We start from the raw sequence: 16,358 nt of genomic DNA, 5'->3' as shown, positions 1-16,358 counted from the left end.
CCCACCGCCGGCGGCTCAGTTCACCAGCGCCCCGAGGACCACGAGCAGCATGATCGCCGCGAGGACCGCGGGCAGCAACCAGCGTTGCTTGCGATTGTTGGTGAGCATGCTCATGGTCGTGCGGCCTTACTCGCGTTCTACCGCCGCGGGGTCGCCGCGGTCGAGGACCCGTCCGCCGAGGCGGGTCGTCTCGGATGCCCACCGCGGCCGCCCAATCGGGCGCGCGGCGCCGGGCCGGTCGGTGTCGGGCGTTCTCAGCCTAGCGGCCAGGTCTCCAGGGTCCGGTACCGGGGCTGCTCGCCGGGCTCGCTGTGCACCAGATGTATCTCGCCCACGGTCCAGAACGGTGTGGCCAGTGTGCCCAGGCCGTAGCGCAGCGCCGTCATGTCGGTGGGCGGCCTGCTGCGCGCCAGCGTGAGGTGCGGCACGAACGCACGCCGCTGAAGGCGCACGCCGGACTTGCGCGCCGCCTTGCGCAGACCAGCCGCCAGACCGGTCACGGTGTCGATGTCGCCCTCGATTCCGGCCCACAGCACACCCGCCTGAGCGGTGTCGCCCGGGAAGGTGCCGCCACCGCGGAACGCGATCGCGGGCCGCTCGTGCCGGGCCGCCTCGGCGGACATCCGCCGGCGCAGCCGCGGCAGCGTATCGTCGGGCACATCGCCGAGGAAAACCAGCGTGAGGTGCCACTCCCCCGGTTCGCTCCAGCGCAGCCCGCGTCCCAGCCGCACCTGCCGCCGCGGCTCCGCGGCGCCGCCGCCGGTGTCGAGGACCCCGCCGGCCACGCCGAGCCGGTCGGCGGCGCCGAGCGCGTCCGCGGTGCGCGCGACCTCGTCCAGTACCTCCTCCGGCGGGTAGACCGCGACGAACAGCCTCATTCACCACCCCGTACCGTCGTGTGCTCTCCAGTCGATCCTGCGTGCTGAAGCATGCCATCCCCCGCGGTCGGGCGGTAGAGGCCACCGCCCGCCGATGCGCTACCCGGTGATGCCGCCGTTTCAGTCCGCGCCCGGCGACGCGCCGCCGATCGGGCGGTCGGTCGGCGCCGAGACGCGCACGAACGGGCGCCGCAGCGGTGAGAAGCGCACCCGCACCCGCAGGCTGCGCGCCAGCAGTACGGCGATCGCGAGCACGACGACCACGCTGACGGCTCCGCCCACTCCCAGACTGGCACGCGGACCGAACGCGTCGGCGAGGAATCCGACGATCGGCGCACCGATCGGGGCGACGCCGAGGAAGACCAGCATGTAGATGCTCATCACCCGTCCGCGCATCTGCGGGTCCACGCTGAGCTGGAACGTGGCGTTCAGCGAGGTGGTGAACGTCATGAACGCCACCCCCATCAGCACCAGGACGGACACGAAGGCCCCATATCCCGGAGCGAGCGCCGACACTCCCTGCAGCACGCCGAACGCCAGTGCGCCGCTCAGCACGATGCGCAGCCGGGGCCGCTCTCTGCGGGCGGCCACCAGCGCTCCCGCCAGCGCGCCGGCCGCCAGCGCCGCGGCGGCCGTACCGAACGCGGCGGCGCCGGTCTCGAAGACGTTGTTGGCCATCAGCGCGATCTGGTTCTGCACGTTCGCGCCGAACATCTGCACGAAGATCGTCATGACCAGCAGCAAAGTCAGATCCGGGCGGCCCAGGACATAGCGCACGCCTTCCATGGTCTGGCCCTTGGTGCGCGGAGCGGGTTCGGTGACCTGCAGCTCCTTGGGCCGCATGAGCCACAGCCCGCCCAGCACGGCGAGGAAGGAGGCGGCGTTGATCAGGAAGACGGGGCCGCTGCCGATCACCGAGATCAGCAGACCGGCGACAGCGGGTCCGCCGACGCGCCCGAACTGGAAGCTGGCGCTGTTCAGCGCGACGGCGTTGGGCAGGTCGCGGTCGCCGACCATCTCCACGACGAAGGTCTGCCGGGCCGGGTTGTCGACAACGGTTACCAGGCCCAGGGCGAACGCGAACAGGTAGACGTGCCAGACCTCGGCGGCCCCGGCGGTGGCCAGGGCGCCCAACCCGGCGGCGAGGAGGCCCATGGCCGCCTGGGTGGCGATCAGCAGCCGCCGCTTGGCCACCCGGTCGACGAGCGTGCCGCCCCACAGGCCGAACAGCAGCATGGGCAGGAACTGCAGCGCAGTGGCGAGCCCGAGGGCGATTCCGCTGCCGCCGCTGAGCTGCAGGACCAGCCAGTCCTGGGCGACGCGCTGCATCCACGTGCCGGTGTTGGAGACCACCTGGCCGGCGGCGAAGAGCCGGTAGTTGCGGATGGCCAGCGAGCGGAACATGGCGGTGCGCGGCTCGGCCCCGCGGCGCGGTGCGTCCCGCTCCGGGGGCTCGGAGGCCGGGCGGGAGTCCGCCTGCGGGTACGGTTCGCTGCCGGGACCGGGCTGGGAATCCGGCGCGGCTTCGCTCGCGGGTGGATCACCCCCCACCGGGGCGGCCGCGGTGTCCCGCGCCGCGGAAGGCCCCTGCCTCGGGCGGGTCTCGGTGTCTGCCTCGGGCTCGCGCATGGCCTCGTCAAGCGCGGACGGGGTGCCGGCCGCGCCCGCTCCCCCCTGGTCGTCGGTGCGGCTCGGCGGCCGGCGATCCGGCGCCGTCAGGACTGGGTCAGCCGGTCCAGGATCTCCGCCGCTCGGCGCAGCGTGTCCTTCTCCTCGGGGCTCAGCTCCTTGAGGCGCTGGGCCAGCCAGGCCTCGCGCCGCCGCTGGTCGGCCCGCACGAGATCGCGGCCCTCGTCGGTCAGGTCCACCAGCTGCCTGCGCTGGTCCTCGGGGTGCTTGGTGCGCCGCACCAGCCCCCGCTCCTCCAGAGCCGCCACGATGCGCGTCATCGAGGGCGGCTGCACCTTCTCGTGGTCGGCCAGCTCGCCCGGTGTCATCTCCCCGTGCCGGGCGAGGGTGAACAGTGCCGCGCCCTGCCCCAGCGACAGGGACGCGTCGAGTCTCTGCGCTCGCAGCCTCCTCGCCAGTCTGCCCACAGTCACGCGCAGGACCGCCGCCAGCCCGGCGTCGGTCCTGGTCTGATGGGACAGCGGAGACTTCTTCATTAGCAGAACTCATTACTTTTGCTAACAATACCGCGCACTGTCGCGATTCCCGGGCTTACCCGGAAGCCACAGCGACCTATCCGCGGCGACAGTCAGGCGTGCCCTTGCATGCGCGTGCGCAGCGTGATCGGCACGCGCACGCAAAGGGCGCCGGTGTCCGCAGCCTAGCCCGGCCGCGGAGCGTCACAGACCCAGCAGCTGCTCGATCGGCCCGAGCGCGAAGTGCACGGCGAAGGCCGCGGCCACGATCCACAGCAGGGGGTGGATCTCGCGGACGCGGCCCTGCGCGACCTTGATCACCGCGTAGCTGATGAAACCGACGCCGATCCCGTTGGCGATCGAGTAGCTGAACGGCATCATCACGATGGTGAGGAACGCCGGGATGCCGATCGCGTAGTCACTGAAGGGGATCCGGGTGATCTGGGTCACCATCATGAAGCCGACGATGATCAGCACCGGTGTTGCGGCCTCGAACGGCACCAGCTCGACCAGCGGCGAGAACAGGGTGGCGACCAGGAACAGCGCGCCGGTGACGATGGGCGCGATCCCGGTTCGCGCCCCCTCGCCGACACCGGCCGCGGACTCCGCGAAGACCGTGTTGACCGAAGCCAGCGCGGCACCGCCGGCGATGGTGCCCAGCGAGTCCACGATGAGGACCTCGCGGGCACGCGGGACGTTGCCCTTCTCGTCCAGCAAGCCCGCCTGCCCGGCCACGCCCACCATGGTGCCCATCGTGTCGAAGAAGTCGGCCAGCAGCAGGGTGAAGAGCAGCAGGATGACCGCGATCGTCCCCGCGTTGGCGAAGCTGCCGAACAGGCTGAACTGCCCGATCAGGCTGAAGTCGGGCAGCGAAACCACGTCGCCGAGCGAGGTGGGCAGCGACGGCACGGTCAGCGACCAGCCCTCGGGATTGACCTCGCCCTGGCCGTCGTCCATGGGGCCGATCCGGGCGATCGACTCGATCACGATCGCCACGACGGTGGCCACGGCGATCCCGATCAGCATGGCGCCGCGCACCCGGTTCACGATCAGCGCGATGGTCAGGATCAGACCGAGGACGAACACCAGGATGGGCCAACCCGACAGCGATCCGCTGCCCAGTTGGACCGGAACCGTACTGTCGGCCGCATCGGGCACCCGGCGGATGAATCCGGCGTTGACGAAGCCCACGAGCGTGAGGAACATGCCCACACCCACCGCGATCGCGCTCTTCAGCTCCGGCGGGATCGCGCGGAACACCGCGGTGCGGAACCCGGTCAGCACCAGCAGCAGCAGCACGACGCCTTCGAGGATGATCAGTCCCATGGCGTCGGCCCAGGTCATCTGCGGTGCGAGCGAATACGCCACGATCACGTTGAGGCCCATGCCCGCCGCGATCGCGAACGGGTAGCGGCTGACCGCCCCCATCAGGATCGAGATCACGCCGCCGACCAGCGCCGTGGTGGCCGCGACGCGGGCGATGCCGAGGGTGTCGCCGTTCATGTCCTCGGCCGTGCCGATGATCAGCGGGTTGAGGACGATGATGTAGGCCATGGCGAAGAAGGTCGCCAGACCGCCGCGGATCTCGCGGGGGAATGTGGATCCGCGTTCGCGGACGTGGAAGTAGCGGTCGAGCCGGCCGACGATGCCGCCTGCTCGCGCGGAGGAGGGCTCCCCGGACTGCTCCTCATCGGGCTGTGGCGTTGAATTCACTCGCTCGACCTTGGCATAAGCGGATAAAGGGACGAGGTCAGACTAGTTGCAGGTATGCACAGAAATGCGCTCTGCCGCGCGCCCGGTGTTGGGTGGATCATACGAACGCCGACCTCTGCGAGGCAACGGCCGCGGTGATACCCGGGTGTCCTCGACGGCGCGAACGGCCGCCGTCCGGAGCCCAGCCGGGTGCCGCATCGGGCATCCGGGCGGTCTTCGACTAGCCTGAAGGCGTGCGCCGGCCCCGCAAACCCGATCCCGAGGTCATGGAGAGCGACTACCGCCTCCCCACGGCCCTGGGCACTGCGGCCTGGACGGTCGCGCTGGTCGCGCTCCTCGCGATGGGCGAGCGCCTGCCTGAAGAGGACCGGTGGTGGCGCTGGGTGTGCCTGACCGGAATCGCCTTCGGCGTCTTCGCGTTCGTCTACATCCCCCGCCATCTGCGCAACCGCGCCGAAAGGGGTCGACCGCGCGCCGCCGAGGCCGCCGGCGTCGTGCCGCCGGCCGACGCCCGCCCCGAGGCGGACGCGCCGGGCGGGGAAGCCGCCCGCGCCGCCGACACCGCCCCGGCCCGCGCGGTGGACGAGGGCGACGCCGATCCCCCGGAACCCGCCCAGAGGCGTTCCCGCGGGACGGAATCCTCCTAAACCGTTTCCAAGAACGCCGGCCCCGTCTATCGTGAACTTATGGTCGCCGGAAAGCGTATTCCGCGGCCATAAGTTCACGATCATCGCCGGATGAACCGGCAGGGTGGGGGCGGCGACACGTCGCTCGTTGCGCCCGGGCGCGGCCGCCGGGGGCTCCACCGCCCGGCGGGGTGGGCTTTTGGTGGCTATGACAGTGCGAGAGTGGCGCCTCAGGGCGGTGCCGAAGCGGATACCACCGCACGTACGTGCATCTCGTGGCCCCGGTCCGGCCATGACGGCCGCCGACTGCCCCGCGCCGACAACCGGGCGGCGGCCCCCGGGCTCGACCATCCGCGGGCAGGGGCGGTGACCTCCGCCCCGACCACCGCAGGTCCGGCCCCGCCGGCGTCGTCGCCGCCTCGTCGAGTGGGCCACCGGCGAGCACCCGAACCGACGTCCGCGAGCCCGGCCCCGCTGCTGTCGCTGCCCCCGTCGGCCGCCGCCACCGGCGAGCACCCGACCCGGTGGGCGCAGGCCCAGCCATCCGCCGGCCTCGCCGCCGCATTTCAGTCGAGTCCACCCGCCACCCGGCAGACTGACAAGGCCGCACAGCGGACCCGAGCCGCCCCGCCGCACGCCCAACCGCCGAACACCCGACCCGGTCACCGCAGGCCCAGCCCACCACCACCCTCGCGCTTGGTTCCGGAGGGTGCCTCCGGGCAGAGTCGGCCACCTCCGTCGCATGCATCTGCTGCGACAACCCCTCAACGATCCCGGAGCCCGCGGGACGCACACTTCACGGGCGGCACTCCCCGATAATGGGCGCGTGTCTGATTCGTTTCGCCCGATTCCGCACGCACTCGCCGATCGGCTGCGCAAGACCCTGATCGACGCCGACTACACCGTCTCCGGCGTGCGCGACCGGCTCGGCGACATGGCCTCGCGGGCGCTGGCCCGCGAGCAGCTCATCCCCGCCCGGCGCGCCACCGGCGGCGAGGAGCGGCTGGGCATACTGCTGCGCCTGTGGTGGCTGCAGGAACCCGTGGCCGAGGACGCGGCGCGCGCCGTGCTGCCGATCGACGAGCTGGTCGGCGCGGGACTCGTCTCCGTCGGCCAGGACGGCGTCCGCGCGCTCGTGCACCTGGCTCCATGGGAGATGGACGAGGGCCGTCCCGGCTTCGTCGTCTCCGATCCCACCGTGCGCCCCGGCCGCGGCACACCGCATCCCGACCACGTCGTCGGCGCGGGCGGCGCCTCGGCGAGCCTCTCCCAACTGCTGGTCGACGGCCCGTTCGAGCGCGCTCTGGACATCGGCACCGGCTGCGGCGTGCAGTCGCTCCACCTGGCCGCGCGCGCCGCCGAGGTGGTCGCCACGGACGTGAACGCGCGCGCACTGCGGCTGGCGCAGATCACCTGGGCCCTGTCGGACGTGCCGCATGTGCGTCCGCGGTCGGGTTCGCTGTACGAGCCGATCGCCGACGAGCGCTTCGACCTGATCGCATGCAACCCGCCCTTCGTGATCACCCCCGACTCCCGCTACACCTACCGCGAGTCCGGCATGGGCGGCGACGGCGTCTGCGCGGAACTGGTGCGCGCGGCGCCGCGGTACCTCACCGACGGCGGCTGGTGCCAACTTCTGGCCAACTGGCTGCACGTGGAGGGAGAGGACTGGCGAGACCGCGTCGGCGAATGGGTCTCGGGCACCGGATGCTCGGGCTGGGTGGTCCAGCGCGACGTGCAGGACCCCGCCGAGTACGTCGAACTGTGGCTGCGGGACTCCTGCGAAGAGGGCAGCCCGGAGTACACCCGCCGCTACGACGCCTGGATGGACTACTTCGAGCGCGAGGCCGTGCAGGGCATCGGATTCGGCTGGATCAGCCTGCGCAACGACGTCGCCCAGGACGCCGCGGTGCGGCTGGAGGAATTCCGCCACGAGATCGAGCAGCCGGTGGGGCGCTACCTGCCCGACGTCGTCGACGGCGCCATGACGGCCAACCGGCTCACCGACGCCGCACTGCTGTCGGCGCACGTCGCCCTGGCTCCGGAGGTGGTCGAGGAGCGCATCGCGGTACCAGGCGCGCCCGACCCCGAGAGCATCCTGCTGCGCCAGCGCGGCGGCCTGCGCCGCGTGGCCCGCGTCGGCACCATCGAGGCGGCGCTGGCCAGCGTGTGCGACGGCACGATGCCGGTGGGCCCGCTGCTGGACGCCATCGCCGAGCTCACCGACCGCGACCCGGGCGAGATCCGCGCCCGCACCCCCGACGTGCTGCGCTCCCTGATCGCCGAGGGCTTCTTCCGCGTGGCGCGGTAGGCGGGGGCGGCGTCCCGGTGCGGGCGAGCGCCGCCCCGCATGTGCCCCACCCACCGGCTGCACGGCAGCGCCGGCGGCGCGGCGGGCTGCCTGGCCGGGCCGGCCGGGCCCGGCCGGGCCCGGCCACGCGGCCCCTCAGTCGTCCAGGTCCGCCTCGGCGAGCAATGCCGGGAGCGTCTGCGGATCCCGCAGGACCGCCGCCACCAGGTGGCGCGAACTCCAGCGGTCGGCGAGCCAGCACAGGGCGCGGGCCAGGCCGTCGGGGGTCGCGGCGTGCGCGGTCTTGCCGTCGCAGTGCCATTCGACGACCGTACCGTCCACGGTCAGCTCTTCGTGGTGGACGTAGGTGAGGGTGCCGCCGGGCAGGAACGCGGCGGCCTCGTCGGGCACCGGGCGGACCTCGCCCGTGGAGGTGACCTCGCCTTCGACCTCTTCGCCGGCCAGTGCCAGGTCGAGCACGTCGGCCAGCGCCGCGGCCGATCGCGCGGGGACCGGTACCGTCGGCCTGCCGTGCAGCAGCGGCAGGAGGTCGGGGCGGTCGACGACGACGGCGTCCTCGGCATCGGCCAGCACGATCGAGCCGCCCCGGACGGCCCGCAAGCGCTCGGGCGGAGTGACGCGGTCGGGGTCGACCCCGGCCAGCGCGGTCCACAGTTCGCGCAGTGCCCGCCGCTCGACGTGGCGTGCGGGGTCGGCGATGCGCTCCAGCAGGTCGTCTGGACCGTCGGACTCGGCCAGCAGGGACGCCAGACTCGACCGCACGCCCAGCGCCGCGGCCAGGTCGGCGTCGAGGGCCTCCGGCGCGGGGTCGTAGAGGCCGATCAGCACGGGATCGGCGTCGGCGGCCCGCAGATCGGTGGGGTTCCGTCCGTCGAGCACGGCCCCGGTGCGCAGCCACCAGGCGGTGTAGGACGGGACGTCGGCGACCTCGCCGCGTTCGCCGAGCACCCGGGCCGGTTCGGTGACGGTCGCGCGCAGGCGCGGCCCCGACAGCAGCTCCAGGGCCTGGGGCCAGCGGTCCTCGCGGACGAACTCCAGATCGGCGACGCCGGCGAACTCGGCGACGACGGGCGGCAGGTCGGGTGAACCCAGGCGTTCGGCGACCTCCTCGGCCCACTCGTCCAGGCCGTCCAGCCCCTCCAGCCGGGTGCCGCTGCGGGCGTCCTCCAGGGCCGCGCCCAGGGTCAGGTCGGCGGCGCGCGCCACGGCGAAGGAGTCGAGCACGCCGACCGCGGCCAGGGCGGCACCGCCGTAGCGCTCGACGAGGTCTTGGGCCACCACGCCGAAAGGCGCGTCGGCGACGAGGATGTCGCGCAGCGGGCTGCTCGGCAGCAGCAGCTCCCCGGCGACGGAGTAGCCGCCCTCGTCGTCGCGCAGCGCGAGTTCGGCCAGCCACGGGGCGTCGTCCGCGGTGGTCTCGGCCAGCGCCACGAGGTCCAGCACCGGGCCGGACACGGTGTCGGGGTCGTCGGCGTCCAGCGAGTTCTCCACGGCCGCGCGGGTCTGCGGATCGGCGAGGATCGCGGCGGCGCCGGCCTCCACGGCCCCGAGCCGTTCCAGCAGCGGGTCGGCGGCTTCGGGATGCACGATGCGCAGGCCCAGCGGGGCCAGTGCCGCCGCCGCCACGGCACCGCCGAAGGCGTCGGCGGCGGGCAGGAGCAGGCCGCGCGGGCCGCGCACGAGGCGGCCGTCGGCCAGCGGAACCGGCAGCGCCCCGAGTTCGCCGAGGTCGGCACCGCGCTGGCCGGCCGCCCGCAGTGCGGCGTAGAGGCCCGCCCACCAGGCGGGGTCGCGGTCGAGGTCGCCGAGCAGATCGGCCAGTTCGGAAAGCCCGACGCGGCGCACCCGCAGTTGGGCCAGCGCCGGGTGGTAGGGGTTCCAGTCGCCGGGCAGGGCCGTGCCGATCACGTCCGACAGTGCGGCGACGACCTCGGGGCCGCCGTCGAGCACGACGGCGTCGCGCGGGCGGACCGGCTCTCCGCCGGCGGTGCGCAGGAACGGCGTGTCGAGCAGGGGCTTGGCGGCGGCGGAGCGGAAGCGACCGTCGAATTCACCGCGGCCCATCAGCGACAGCGGCACCAGCTCCAGGGCGGCGCGGGGGTCGAGTTTGCGCAGCAGGTCGCAGTAGGCGTCGGCGGCTTCGGCGACCAGCGCCTCTGCGGCCCGGCCCGCGGCGACGCGGCGGCGGTCGGGCCCCAGCGGAAAGGTGCCGATGAGCAGAGCGGGCACGTCCAGTACGTCGTCGGTCGGCGTGGGGGCGTGCACCACACCGGCGACGCCTTCGGGCAGCGCCGCCGCCGCGCCTTCGGATGTGATCGGCACGGCCCAGGTCAGTGCCCAGTCGAGCCGGGAGCGCTCCTCGCTGGGGCGGTCGGCCAGATCGGCGGGGTCGAAACGGCCGGCGCGGGTGACGGTGCGCCAGCGCACCGTGTGCGGCTCGGCGGCCGCGGGCTTGGGCTGCGGGCCGTCGGATCCCGTCTCCGGTGGACCGAGGCGGGCGACCCGGGTGAGGACGTCCTCGCCGGGCCCGGCTTCGCGGGTGAGGATGCGCTCGCCGGCGTCGGTGGCGATGCGGATCTCGGCCAGGTCGCCGAGGGCGAGCAGCAGGGCCGGGGTGGCGGCGTCCAGCAGCGCGCGCAGCCGGTCGGCGGCTTCGGCGTCGCGCAGCACGAGGACGACCTCGGTGTCGTATCCCCCCGCGGGTGCGGCCTGGGCGGCGAACGGCAGGCGCAGCAGCGGCAGGTGGCCGCCCCGTCGTTGCAGCTCGTCGCCGAGTCCGGGGGCGCGCCCGTCGGCGACCTCGGCGTCGAGCGCGGCGCGGGCCAGGTCGCGGCTCCAGCGCACGGCGCCCGGCGCGGAGGCGATGGTGATGTCGTCGCTGAAGGCGGCGACGGCGGAGAAGCCCACGCCGAAGCGGCCGGTGGATCCGGGCTCGCCCTCGTCGCGCTTGGCCGATGCGCGCAGGGTGGACAGCGACTGCACTCCGGCGGGGGTGAGGGGCGCACCGGTGTTGGCGGCGCTCAGGCGGCCGCCGCGCAGCTCCAGCCGCAGCGTTCCGGGGACCCCGGCGCGGCGTGCGGCGTCGGCTGCGTTCTGGGCCAGCTCCACCACGGCGCGGTCGCGGTAGGCGCCGAGCGCGTAGTCCTCCTCTGCGTTGGCGTCCTCGCGGAACCGGGCGGGGGCGTCGGCCCAGCTGTGGAGGACACGCCGCCGCAGTTCGGCGGTGCCGAACGGGTCGGTGTGCGACTGGACCATGGGGACTCCTCCCGCAGCGCTGCGGAACCACCGTACGCGAACCGGATCTCCATTCTCCGCCGGGAAACGGCCGAGCCGTCCGCGGCCCGCGGAACGGTGCGCGCGGGCTTGCGGACCTGGAGCGCTCTGGCATGCTCCGTGCCGCGCACTACCCGAATAGGGACGAAAGCCACCCGACCGGCGGCGGCCGCACGGGGTTCCGCGACGGCGAGGCGCCGTTCGCGCGTCCGACGCCCGACTCCGATTCCCCGCCCCCGCCCCCTACGCCGCGGGTCCGGCACCTCCGGTCGCCCGCTTCGCCGCGACGGTTTCCGGCCCTCAGAGTCTTCGGAATCCGGTCGCGCCGAAACCGGGGGCTTTGGGACGGCAGCGTCATCGGAACGCGATCGGCGGGCCGGCTACCCCTGAGTCTGCACGGGGGGTGCTCCCTCGGACGCCTGGACGAGGACGAAGCCCTGGCCTTCGAAGGTGAGCTGGAACGCCTCGCCGCTGCCGCGGCCGATCAGGGCTCCGGCCTTGGCGGTGTTGCGGACGCCGGTCTTGAGAGTGGTCGCCCAGGCCACGGCGGACTGGGTGTCGACGTAGGTGGGCTGGTCCACCTGGAGCAGCACGGGTGTGCCGTGGCACGCGATCGCGATGCGGCCGGTACCGGTGAACACGGTGTTGAACAGGCCGCCGGCACCCAGACCGGCGCCCTCGACGCGCTTGATGTCCCACTCCAGGCCGGAGTCGAACGCCAGCACGTTCTCGCCGTTGACCGTCAGGGAGTCGCCTTCCAGGTCGACGACGTGGATGTCCCACGCGTCGCGGGCGAAGAAGACGTCGCCTCGGCCCGACACCGTCATCAGCGGCAGGCCCTCGCCCGTCACGGACTTCTTGAAGAACTTGCCGAGACCGCCGGCGCCCTTGTACGCGAAGTCGATGTCGCCCTGGTAGGCCACCATCGACCCCTGCCTGGCGTACACCTCGCCGTCCAGGCCGACCTTCAGCATCTTCGAGTTCTGCAAGACCATGCCGCGCTGCTGCGACTCTTGCACCTCGTCGAACAGCGAACTGCGCATACCTGCCCCTTACCTTTCCGCGGACCGCGGGTGCGGTCCGGTCTCGATCGCGGCGCGATGGCCGGAGTACCCGTCCACGCCGCTCTGACGCGTCGGTACCGCGGCGGGTTTCGCCCGCCGCGTGCGGACCGCGCGGATCGAGGGAGCCCGCGCGCCGCCGGCGCGCGGGCTCAGCTCTCGGAGGAGACCAGTTCCAGCTCGCTGGTGTCGTCGAAGACGATGTGGTCGTAGCCCAGTTCGTCGACGACGGGGCGCAGGGGCGCCTCGGTGGGCACGGCCGTCTGGGAGGCCTCGGAGTGCGCACCGCAGCCGTGGTCGAGGGAGACCACGCGGCCGTCGTCGGGAGCGAACTCGTTGGCGCACACCCCGAACATCTGGCGGAACTCACCGGCCAGCGGGGTCATGAAGCCGCAGGTGGCGCACTGGGCGGGAGCGGCGTTGGCGATGGCGCTGTTCGGACCGCTTTCGCCGCTATACCAACGCTCGGCGGCGGACTCGCGACCGGTCTCGGACAGCACGCGCGGGCGGCCGAGACCGAGTTCCCAGACCATCTGCCGGTCGGCGCCCTCGTCCTCCAGTTCGTCCTCGGGGACCTGGGCGTACCCGGGCTTCAGGCGGTCGTCGTCCTCGGCGCTGGGCAGCAGATCGCCGACACCGAGGTCGCCGGGGCGCAGGCGCTCCTTCCACGGCACCCACTCCGGCGCCAGGAGCGCCTCGGCTCCCGGCAGCAGGACGGCTTCGTTGACCGTGACCTTCTTGGCGCGCGAGGCGCGGGCCACGGTGACGGCGTAGCGCCAGCCCGAATAGGCGGGGTCGAGGCACGCGAACAGGTGGGTGACGACACGGTCGCCCTCGACGTAGGCGGAGAGGTGTTCGCCAACCCACTCCGGGCGCCCGATCTCGACTGCCGCGGAGCGGGCGAGATCCCGGGCTTCGATGCATGCCTTGTCTGGTGCGGGAGAACGGCGGCTAGGGCTCACGCTTCCATTTTCGCTGATAACGGGCACCGACATGACCACGACACCGATCGATAGTCGACCGTTACGTGCCCAAGGGCCGGGTTTCGAGGGTGCGGACGCAGCCGGTGTGCCGCGAGTCACACCGAGCGGCACGCCGACAGCGCGGCGGCGGGGCCCCGCCTCGGGGTGCTCGCCGGAGTCACGCCTCCAGGTCGTCGGCGACCTTGCGGAGCACCTGCGCGATCTTGGCCGCCTCGCGGCTCTCGGGGTGCTTGCCTCTGCGGTAGCTTGCGGACACGCCGTCGAGCAGCTTGATCAGGTCCTCGACGATGACCACCATCTCGTCGGGTTTCTTGCGCTGCGCCTTGCCCACCGAGCGGGGCGCGTCCAGCAGCTTCACCTGCAGCGCCTGCGCACCCTTGCGGCCTTCGACGACGCCGAACTCCACCCGCTGCCCGGAACGCAGCGACTCGGTTCCGCCGGGCAGCGCTGAGGAGTGCACGAAGACCTCACCGCCGTCGTCGCGGGTGAGAAAACCGAAACCCTTTTCGCTGTCGTACCACTTGACCTTGCCGGTGGGCACGTGTGACCTCACGTTCTCGCCGTCGAAGTTCATCCGGGGAAGGAGAGTCGTCGCCGACGCCTCATCCTCCCATAGGGGCCTTTTCAGGCTAGTGCTCTGCGTTGCCGACAGGCGAGTGAATTACCCCGTGAAATGCCGGAACGCACTTTTTCGGACGCCTGGCCGCCGACCGTAACCAGTCGGCCCTCCACAACGAGAGAGGGGCCCGGACGCGGAACTCCGGACCCCTCGATCGGTGACCTGCCCGGTGCCGCTGGTTGCGGAGTAATGGGACGGGACCCGGCGCCACCGGGAGGCCACCGACTTCCGACGGCACGGCGGCCGCCTCGGGCCCCGACGCCGTTCGGCGCCCGCTGCCGCGATACGCCGACCGCATCGGGACGCACGAGCATGATTACCCGTTGCTTAGGTCACAACTCGCCGGAAAACGCAGGTCAACCCGGATATTCCGCAGACTTGGCGAGGAAGTGACCCGAGGGAGGCCGCGGCTTGCCCTGCCTTGGTCCCGATACGCGGCAGGGGCACGAGGCGGTTGCGGCCGGTTCCGGCCGCCGGAGGAGCGCGGCGGCCGCTCTACGATGGCGGGATGCCGGCGAGCCTCGAACTCGAAGACTATGTCTCGGCGATCGCGCAGAGCGGCGCCGTGCTCCGCGACGCGGCCGAGCGCGCGGGGTTCGAAAGGCGTGTCCCGACGTGTCCGGACTGGACCGTGGCCGACCTCGTCGCGCACCAGGGGATGGTGCATCGGTGGGCCGCCGCCAACCTCCGCGGCGACCCCGACCACGACACCGAGCGCTCCCAGGCCGAGGGCGCGGCGGCGCCCGACCCACTCGCCTGGTTCTCCGCCGGACTCGACGCCCTGCTCGACACGCTGCGCACGGTTCCGGACGACGTGGATGCACCGGTGTTCCTGAAGGACGCGCCGCGGCCGCGGCTGTTCTGGGCCCGCCGACAAGCACACGAAACCACGATCCACAGCGTCGACGCGCTCTCCGCCGCTGTGGGCGGGCTACTCCCGTCCGCCGACACCTCGATAGCGCCGGAGTTGGCAGCGGACGGAATCGACGAACTGCTGCGCGGCTTCCTGCCGCGCAAGAAGTCCAGACTGAGGTCGCCCGAGCCCCGCGTCATCCTCGTGCGCTGCCATGACACCGGGCACGAGTGGTCGCTGCACGTCAGCGGGGATCCCGTCGTCACGGCGACCGGCGCGGCGGACGCCCCCGATGCGGTCTTCACCGGCACGGCGCTGCAGCTGTATCTGGATCTGTGGAACCGCGCCGACGAAGCCGCTGTCGACGGCAGGCCCGAACTGTCGGAGCAGTGGCGCGCCCAGGCCCGCATCGTCTGACTAGCCGCTGTTCGGGCGCGGCAGCCGCAGTGCGAGGTAGACGCAGGCGCCCGCGGCGGCGAGGCGCAGCCCCACGATCCCGGTATCGGCGAGCGACTCCCAGATGATCTCGTCGATGTAGATGTACTCGGCCCCGCTCTCCCACACGGCCATGCCCACCAGCGTGGCGAGGACGGGCACGCCGACACCGACCGCCTTGTCCAGCCCCGTCCACACCCGGCTCAGCGCGACGACCGCCGCGCCGATCAGCCAGGCCCCGGCGAGCACGCCGACACCGGCGGCGGCGGCGTACAGGGCGACGGCCAGCGCCTCGGGCGGGTGGCGGCGCAGGGCGGCCGGGAGTCCGGTCGGCAGCGCGGCGCCGCGGGATCGCCCGGAGGCGCCTGCGCTCGGGCGCCCGAGCGGGCGCACGCCGGTCCGCTGGTCGGCGTCCCGTCCGCCTGTCGCGCGCCAGGGCGGCGGCAGGCGGACGGGACGGTTCGCAGGCACGGCCGCGGCCGATCCGCGGACCGCGGATCCGTCTGCGTCCGGCGCGGTGTCCTCCGTGGCCGCACCGTTCGCCGCCGCGTCGGCACCTTCAGATCCGAGGGCGTCGGGCTCTGCCGCGGACCCGCCGGCGGCGGGGCGGACAGCGGTCTCCGGGGGGATCGCCCCCTGGAAGTCGGCGGCGAGTTCGCGGGCGACGAGCTCGGCCGGGCGCCCGAAACCACGCAGGATTCGGCGCACGTCGTCGGAAGTCTCGGCCCCCGCCGCCGCGCAGGCGCGGTGGATCCGGGACCGCAGGTCGGCAAGGTAGGCCGTACGGCCGCGCGCGGTCACGTGCCCGTACGCGGCGTCGGCCACCCTCGATAGGTACTGCAGCACCAGCTGTTCGGCCTGCGGGGTCATAGCACCCATGGTGCCGCAAGATCACCGGGTGCCCTATGGGACAGAAGTCGGCAGAAGTCCGCCTTCTCCACAGGCCACGAGTCGCGGTCCAACACGAATTCCCGACGACATGACCGAAAGTGATCACGCGATAACAGTTCGGAGTGTACGAATGGGGGCGCCCCCTCTTCACCCGACGCGAGATTCCGTACACCGACAAGGAACCAGCATGCTCACACGCATCCTCACCACGGCGGGTGCCGCCCTGGCCGCGGCAGCGCTCACTGGCCCGGCACCGGTCGCCGCACAGCCCGCCGCACAGCCCGCCGCACCGGGCGGCGACGGCACGACCGGCCGACTGGAGGTCTACGCCGGGCCGGGCATCGGATACCGCGAGCTCCGCGTGGGCGACGGCTGCCACGACTTCGACAGCACCCGCTCGATCACCTTCGCCGACGCCGAGCCCATGGCCACCTACGCCTTCTACACCGGCCCCGACTGCACGGGCCGAGTGGTGGGCACCGGTCGCGACGACAGCCAGTGGATGCCTCCGCTGAACGGCGTCCGGTCCGTGCACATCGACTTCGAGTGACCGGCGCACCCGCCGCCGGGT

Annotated in this window: 13 protein-coding genes; 4 read left to right on the top strand and 9 right to left on the bottom strand. The window is 72.9% G+C overall.

The window, feature by feature from the left end; genetic code table 11:
* Window positions 1-254: 254 nt before the first annotated feature.
* The 4 genes from thpR to EKD16_RS02255 form a co-directional block, all read right to left on the bottom strand.
* Window positions 255-878, bottom strand: coding sequence for an RNA 2',3'-cyclic phosphodiesterase (gene thpR / locus EKD16_RS02270; protein WP_131096854.1), 624 nt, complete (start codon window positions 876-878; stop codon window positions 255-257).
* Window positions 879-998: 120 nt separating this feature from the next.
* Complete coding sequence (locus tag EKD16_RS02265; RefSeq protein ID WP_131101926.1) at window positions 999-2,282, bottom strand: MFS transporter; 1,284 nt, start codon at window positions 2,280-2,282, stop codon at window positions 999-1,001.
* A 311-nt stretch (window positions 2,283-2,593) separates the two neighbouring features.
* Window positions 2,594-3,043, bottom strand: a complete 450-nt coding sequence (locus tag EKD16_RS02260; protein ID WP_131096853.1) for a MarR family winged helix-turn-helix transcriptional regulator — start codon at window positions 3,041-3,043, stop codon at window positions 2,594-2,596.
* A gap of 183 nt (window positions 3,044-3,226) precedes the next feature.
* Window positions 3,227-4,669 carry an NCS2 family permease gene (locus EKD16_RS02255; protein ID WP_242677373.1) on the bottom strand — a complete coding sequence of 481 codons (1,443 nt, stop codon included), beginning with the start codon at window positions 4,667-4,669 and terminating at the stop codon, window positions 3,227-3,229.
* A 299-nt stretch (window positions 4,670-4,968) separates the two neighbouring features.
* Between EKD16_RS02255 and EKD16_RS26570 the strand changes: the two genes are divergently transcribed.
* Together EKD16_RS26570 and EKD16_RS02245 are read left to right on the top strand one after the other, a co-directional pair.
* Complete coding sequence (locus tag EKD16_RS26570) at window positions 4,969-5,382, top strand: DUF2530 domain-containing protein (protein WP_207391413.1); 414 nt, start codon at window positions 4,969-4,971, stop codon at window positions 5,380-5,382.
* Between the two features lie 805 nt (window positions 5,383-6,187).
* Window positions 6,188-7,672 (top strand): DUF7059 domain-containing protein, encoded by a 1,485-nt coding sequence (locus EKD16_RS02245; protein WP_242677200.1) that lies wholly within the window; start codon window positions 6,188-6,190, stop codon window positions 7,670-7,672.
* Window positions 7,673-7,807: 135 nt separating this feature from the next.
* Here EKD16_RS02245 and EKD16_RS02240 read toward each other — a convergent pair whose 3' ends face one another.
* The 4 genes from EKD16_RS02240 to EKD16_RS26305 form a co-directional block, all read right to left on the bottom strand.
* The gene (locus EKD16_RS02240) at window positions 7,808-10,927 is read right to left on the bottom strand and encodes a sacsin N-terminal ATP-binding-like domain-containing protein (RefSeq protein WP_131096850.1); all 3,120 of its coding nucleotides are present in this window, start codon (window positions 10,925-10,927) and stop codon (window positions 7,808-7,810) included.
* A gap of 398 nt (window positions 10,928-11,325) precedes the next feature.
* A complete protein-coding gene (locus tag EKD16_RS02235; RefSeq protein ID WP_131096849.1) occupies window positions 11,326-11,988 on the bottom strand; it encodes an AIM24 family protein in 663 nt (220 codons plus the stop codon).
* 170 nt (window positions 11,989-12,158) lie between these two features.
* Window positions 12,159-12,968, bottom strand: coding sequence for a DUF3027 domain-containing protein (locus tag EKD16_RS02230; protein WP_207391412.1), 810 nt, complete (start codon window positions 12,966-12,968; stop codon window positions 12,159-12,161).
* Window positions 12,969-13,146: 178 nt separating this feature from the next.
* The gene (locus EKD16_RS26305) at window positions 13,147-13,530 is read right to left on the bottom strand and encodes a cold-shock protein (protein ID WP_131101922.1); all 384 of its coding nucleotides are present in this window, start codon (window positions 13,528-13,530) and stop codon (window positions 13,147-13,149) included.
* A 586-nt stretch (window positions 13,531-14,116) separates the two neighbouring features.
* Here EKD16_RS26305 and EKD16_RS02220 point away from each other — a divergent pair.
* The gene (locus tag EKD16_RS02220; protein WP_131096848.1) at window positions 14,117-14,878 is read left to right on the top strand and encodes a maleylpyruvate isomerase family mycothiol-dependent enzyme; all 762 of its coding nucleotides are present in this window, start codon (window positions 14,117-14,119) and stop codon (window positions 14,876-14,878) included.
* Here EKD16_RS02220 and EKD16_RS02215 read toward each other — a convergent pair whose 3' ends face one another.
* Window positions 14,879-15,766: a hypothetical protein gene (locus tag EKD16_RS02215; RefSeq protein ID WP_242677199.1), complete on the bottom strand. Its 888-nt coding sequence runs from the start codon at window positions 15,764-15,766 to the stop codon at window positions 14,879-14,881. It abuts the gene before it with no gap.
* Window positions 15,767-15,974: 208 nt separating this feature from the next.
* Here EKD16_RS02215 and EKD16_RS02210 point away from each other — a divergent pair, with 208 nt between their 5' ends.
* Window positions 15,975-16,337, top strand: coding sequence for a hypothetical protein (locus tag EKD16_RS02210; RefSeq protein WP_131096847.1), 363 nt, complete (start codon window positions 15,975-15,977; stop codon window positions 16,335-16,337).
* Window positions 16,338-16,358 lie beyond the last annotated feature (21 nt).

It is taken from the genome of Streptomonospora litoralis, from assembly GCF_004323735.1.
GTDB classification, from domain to species: Bacteria; Actinomycetota; Actinomycetes; order Streptosporangiales; family Streptosporangiaceae; genus Streptomonospora; species Streptomonospora litoralis.
This window is presented reverse-complemented; position numbering and strand designations above follow the sequence as displayed.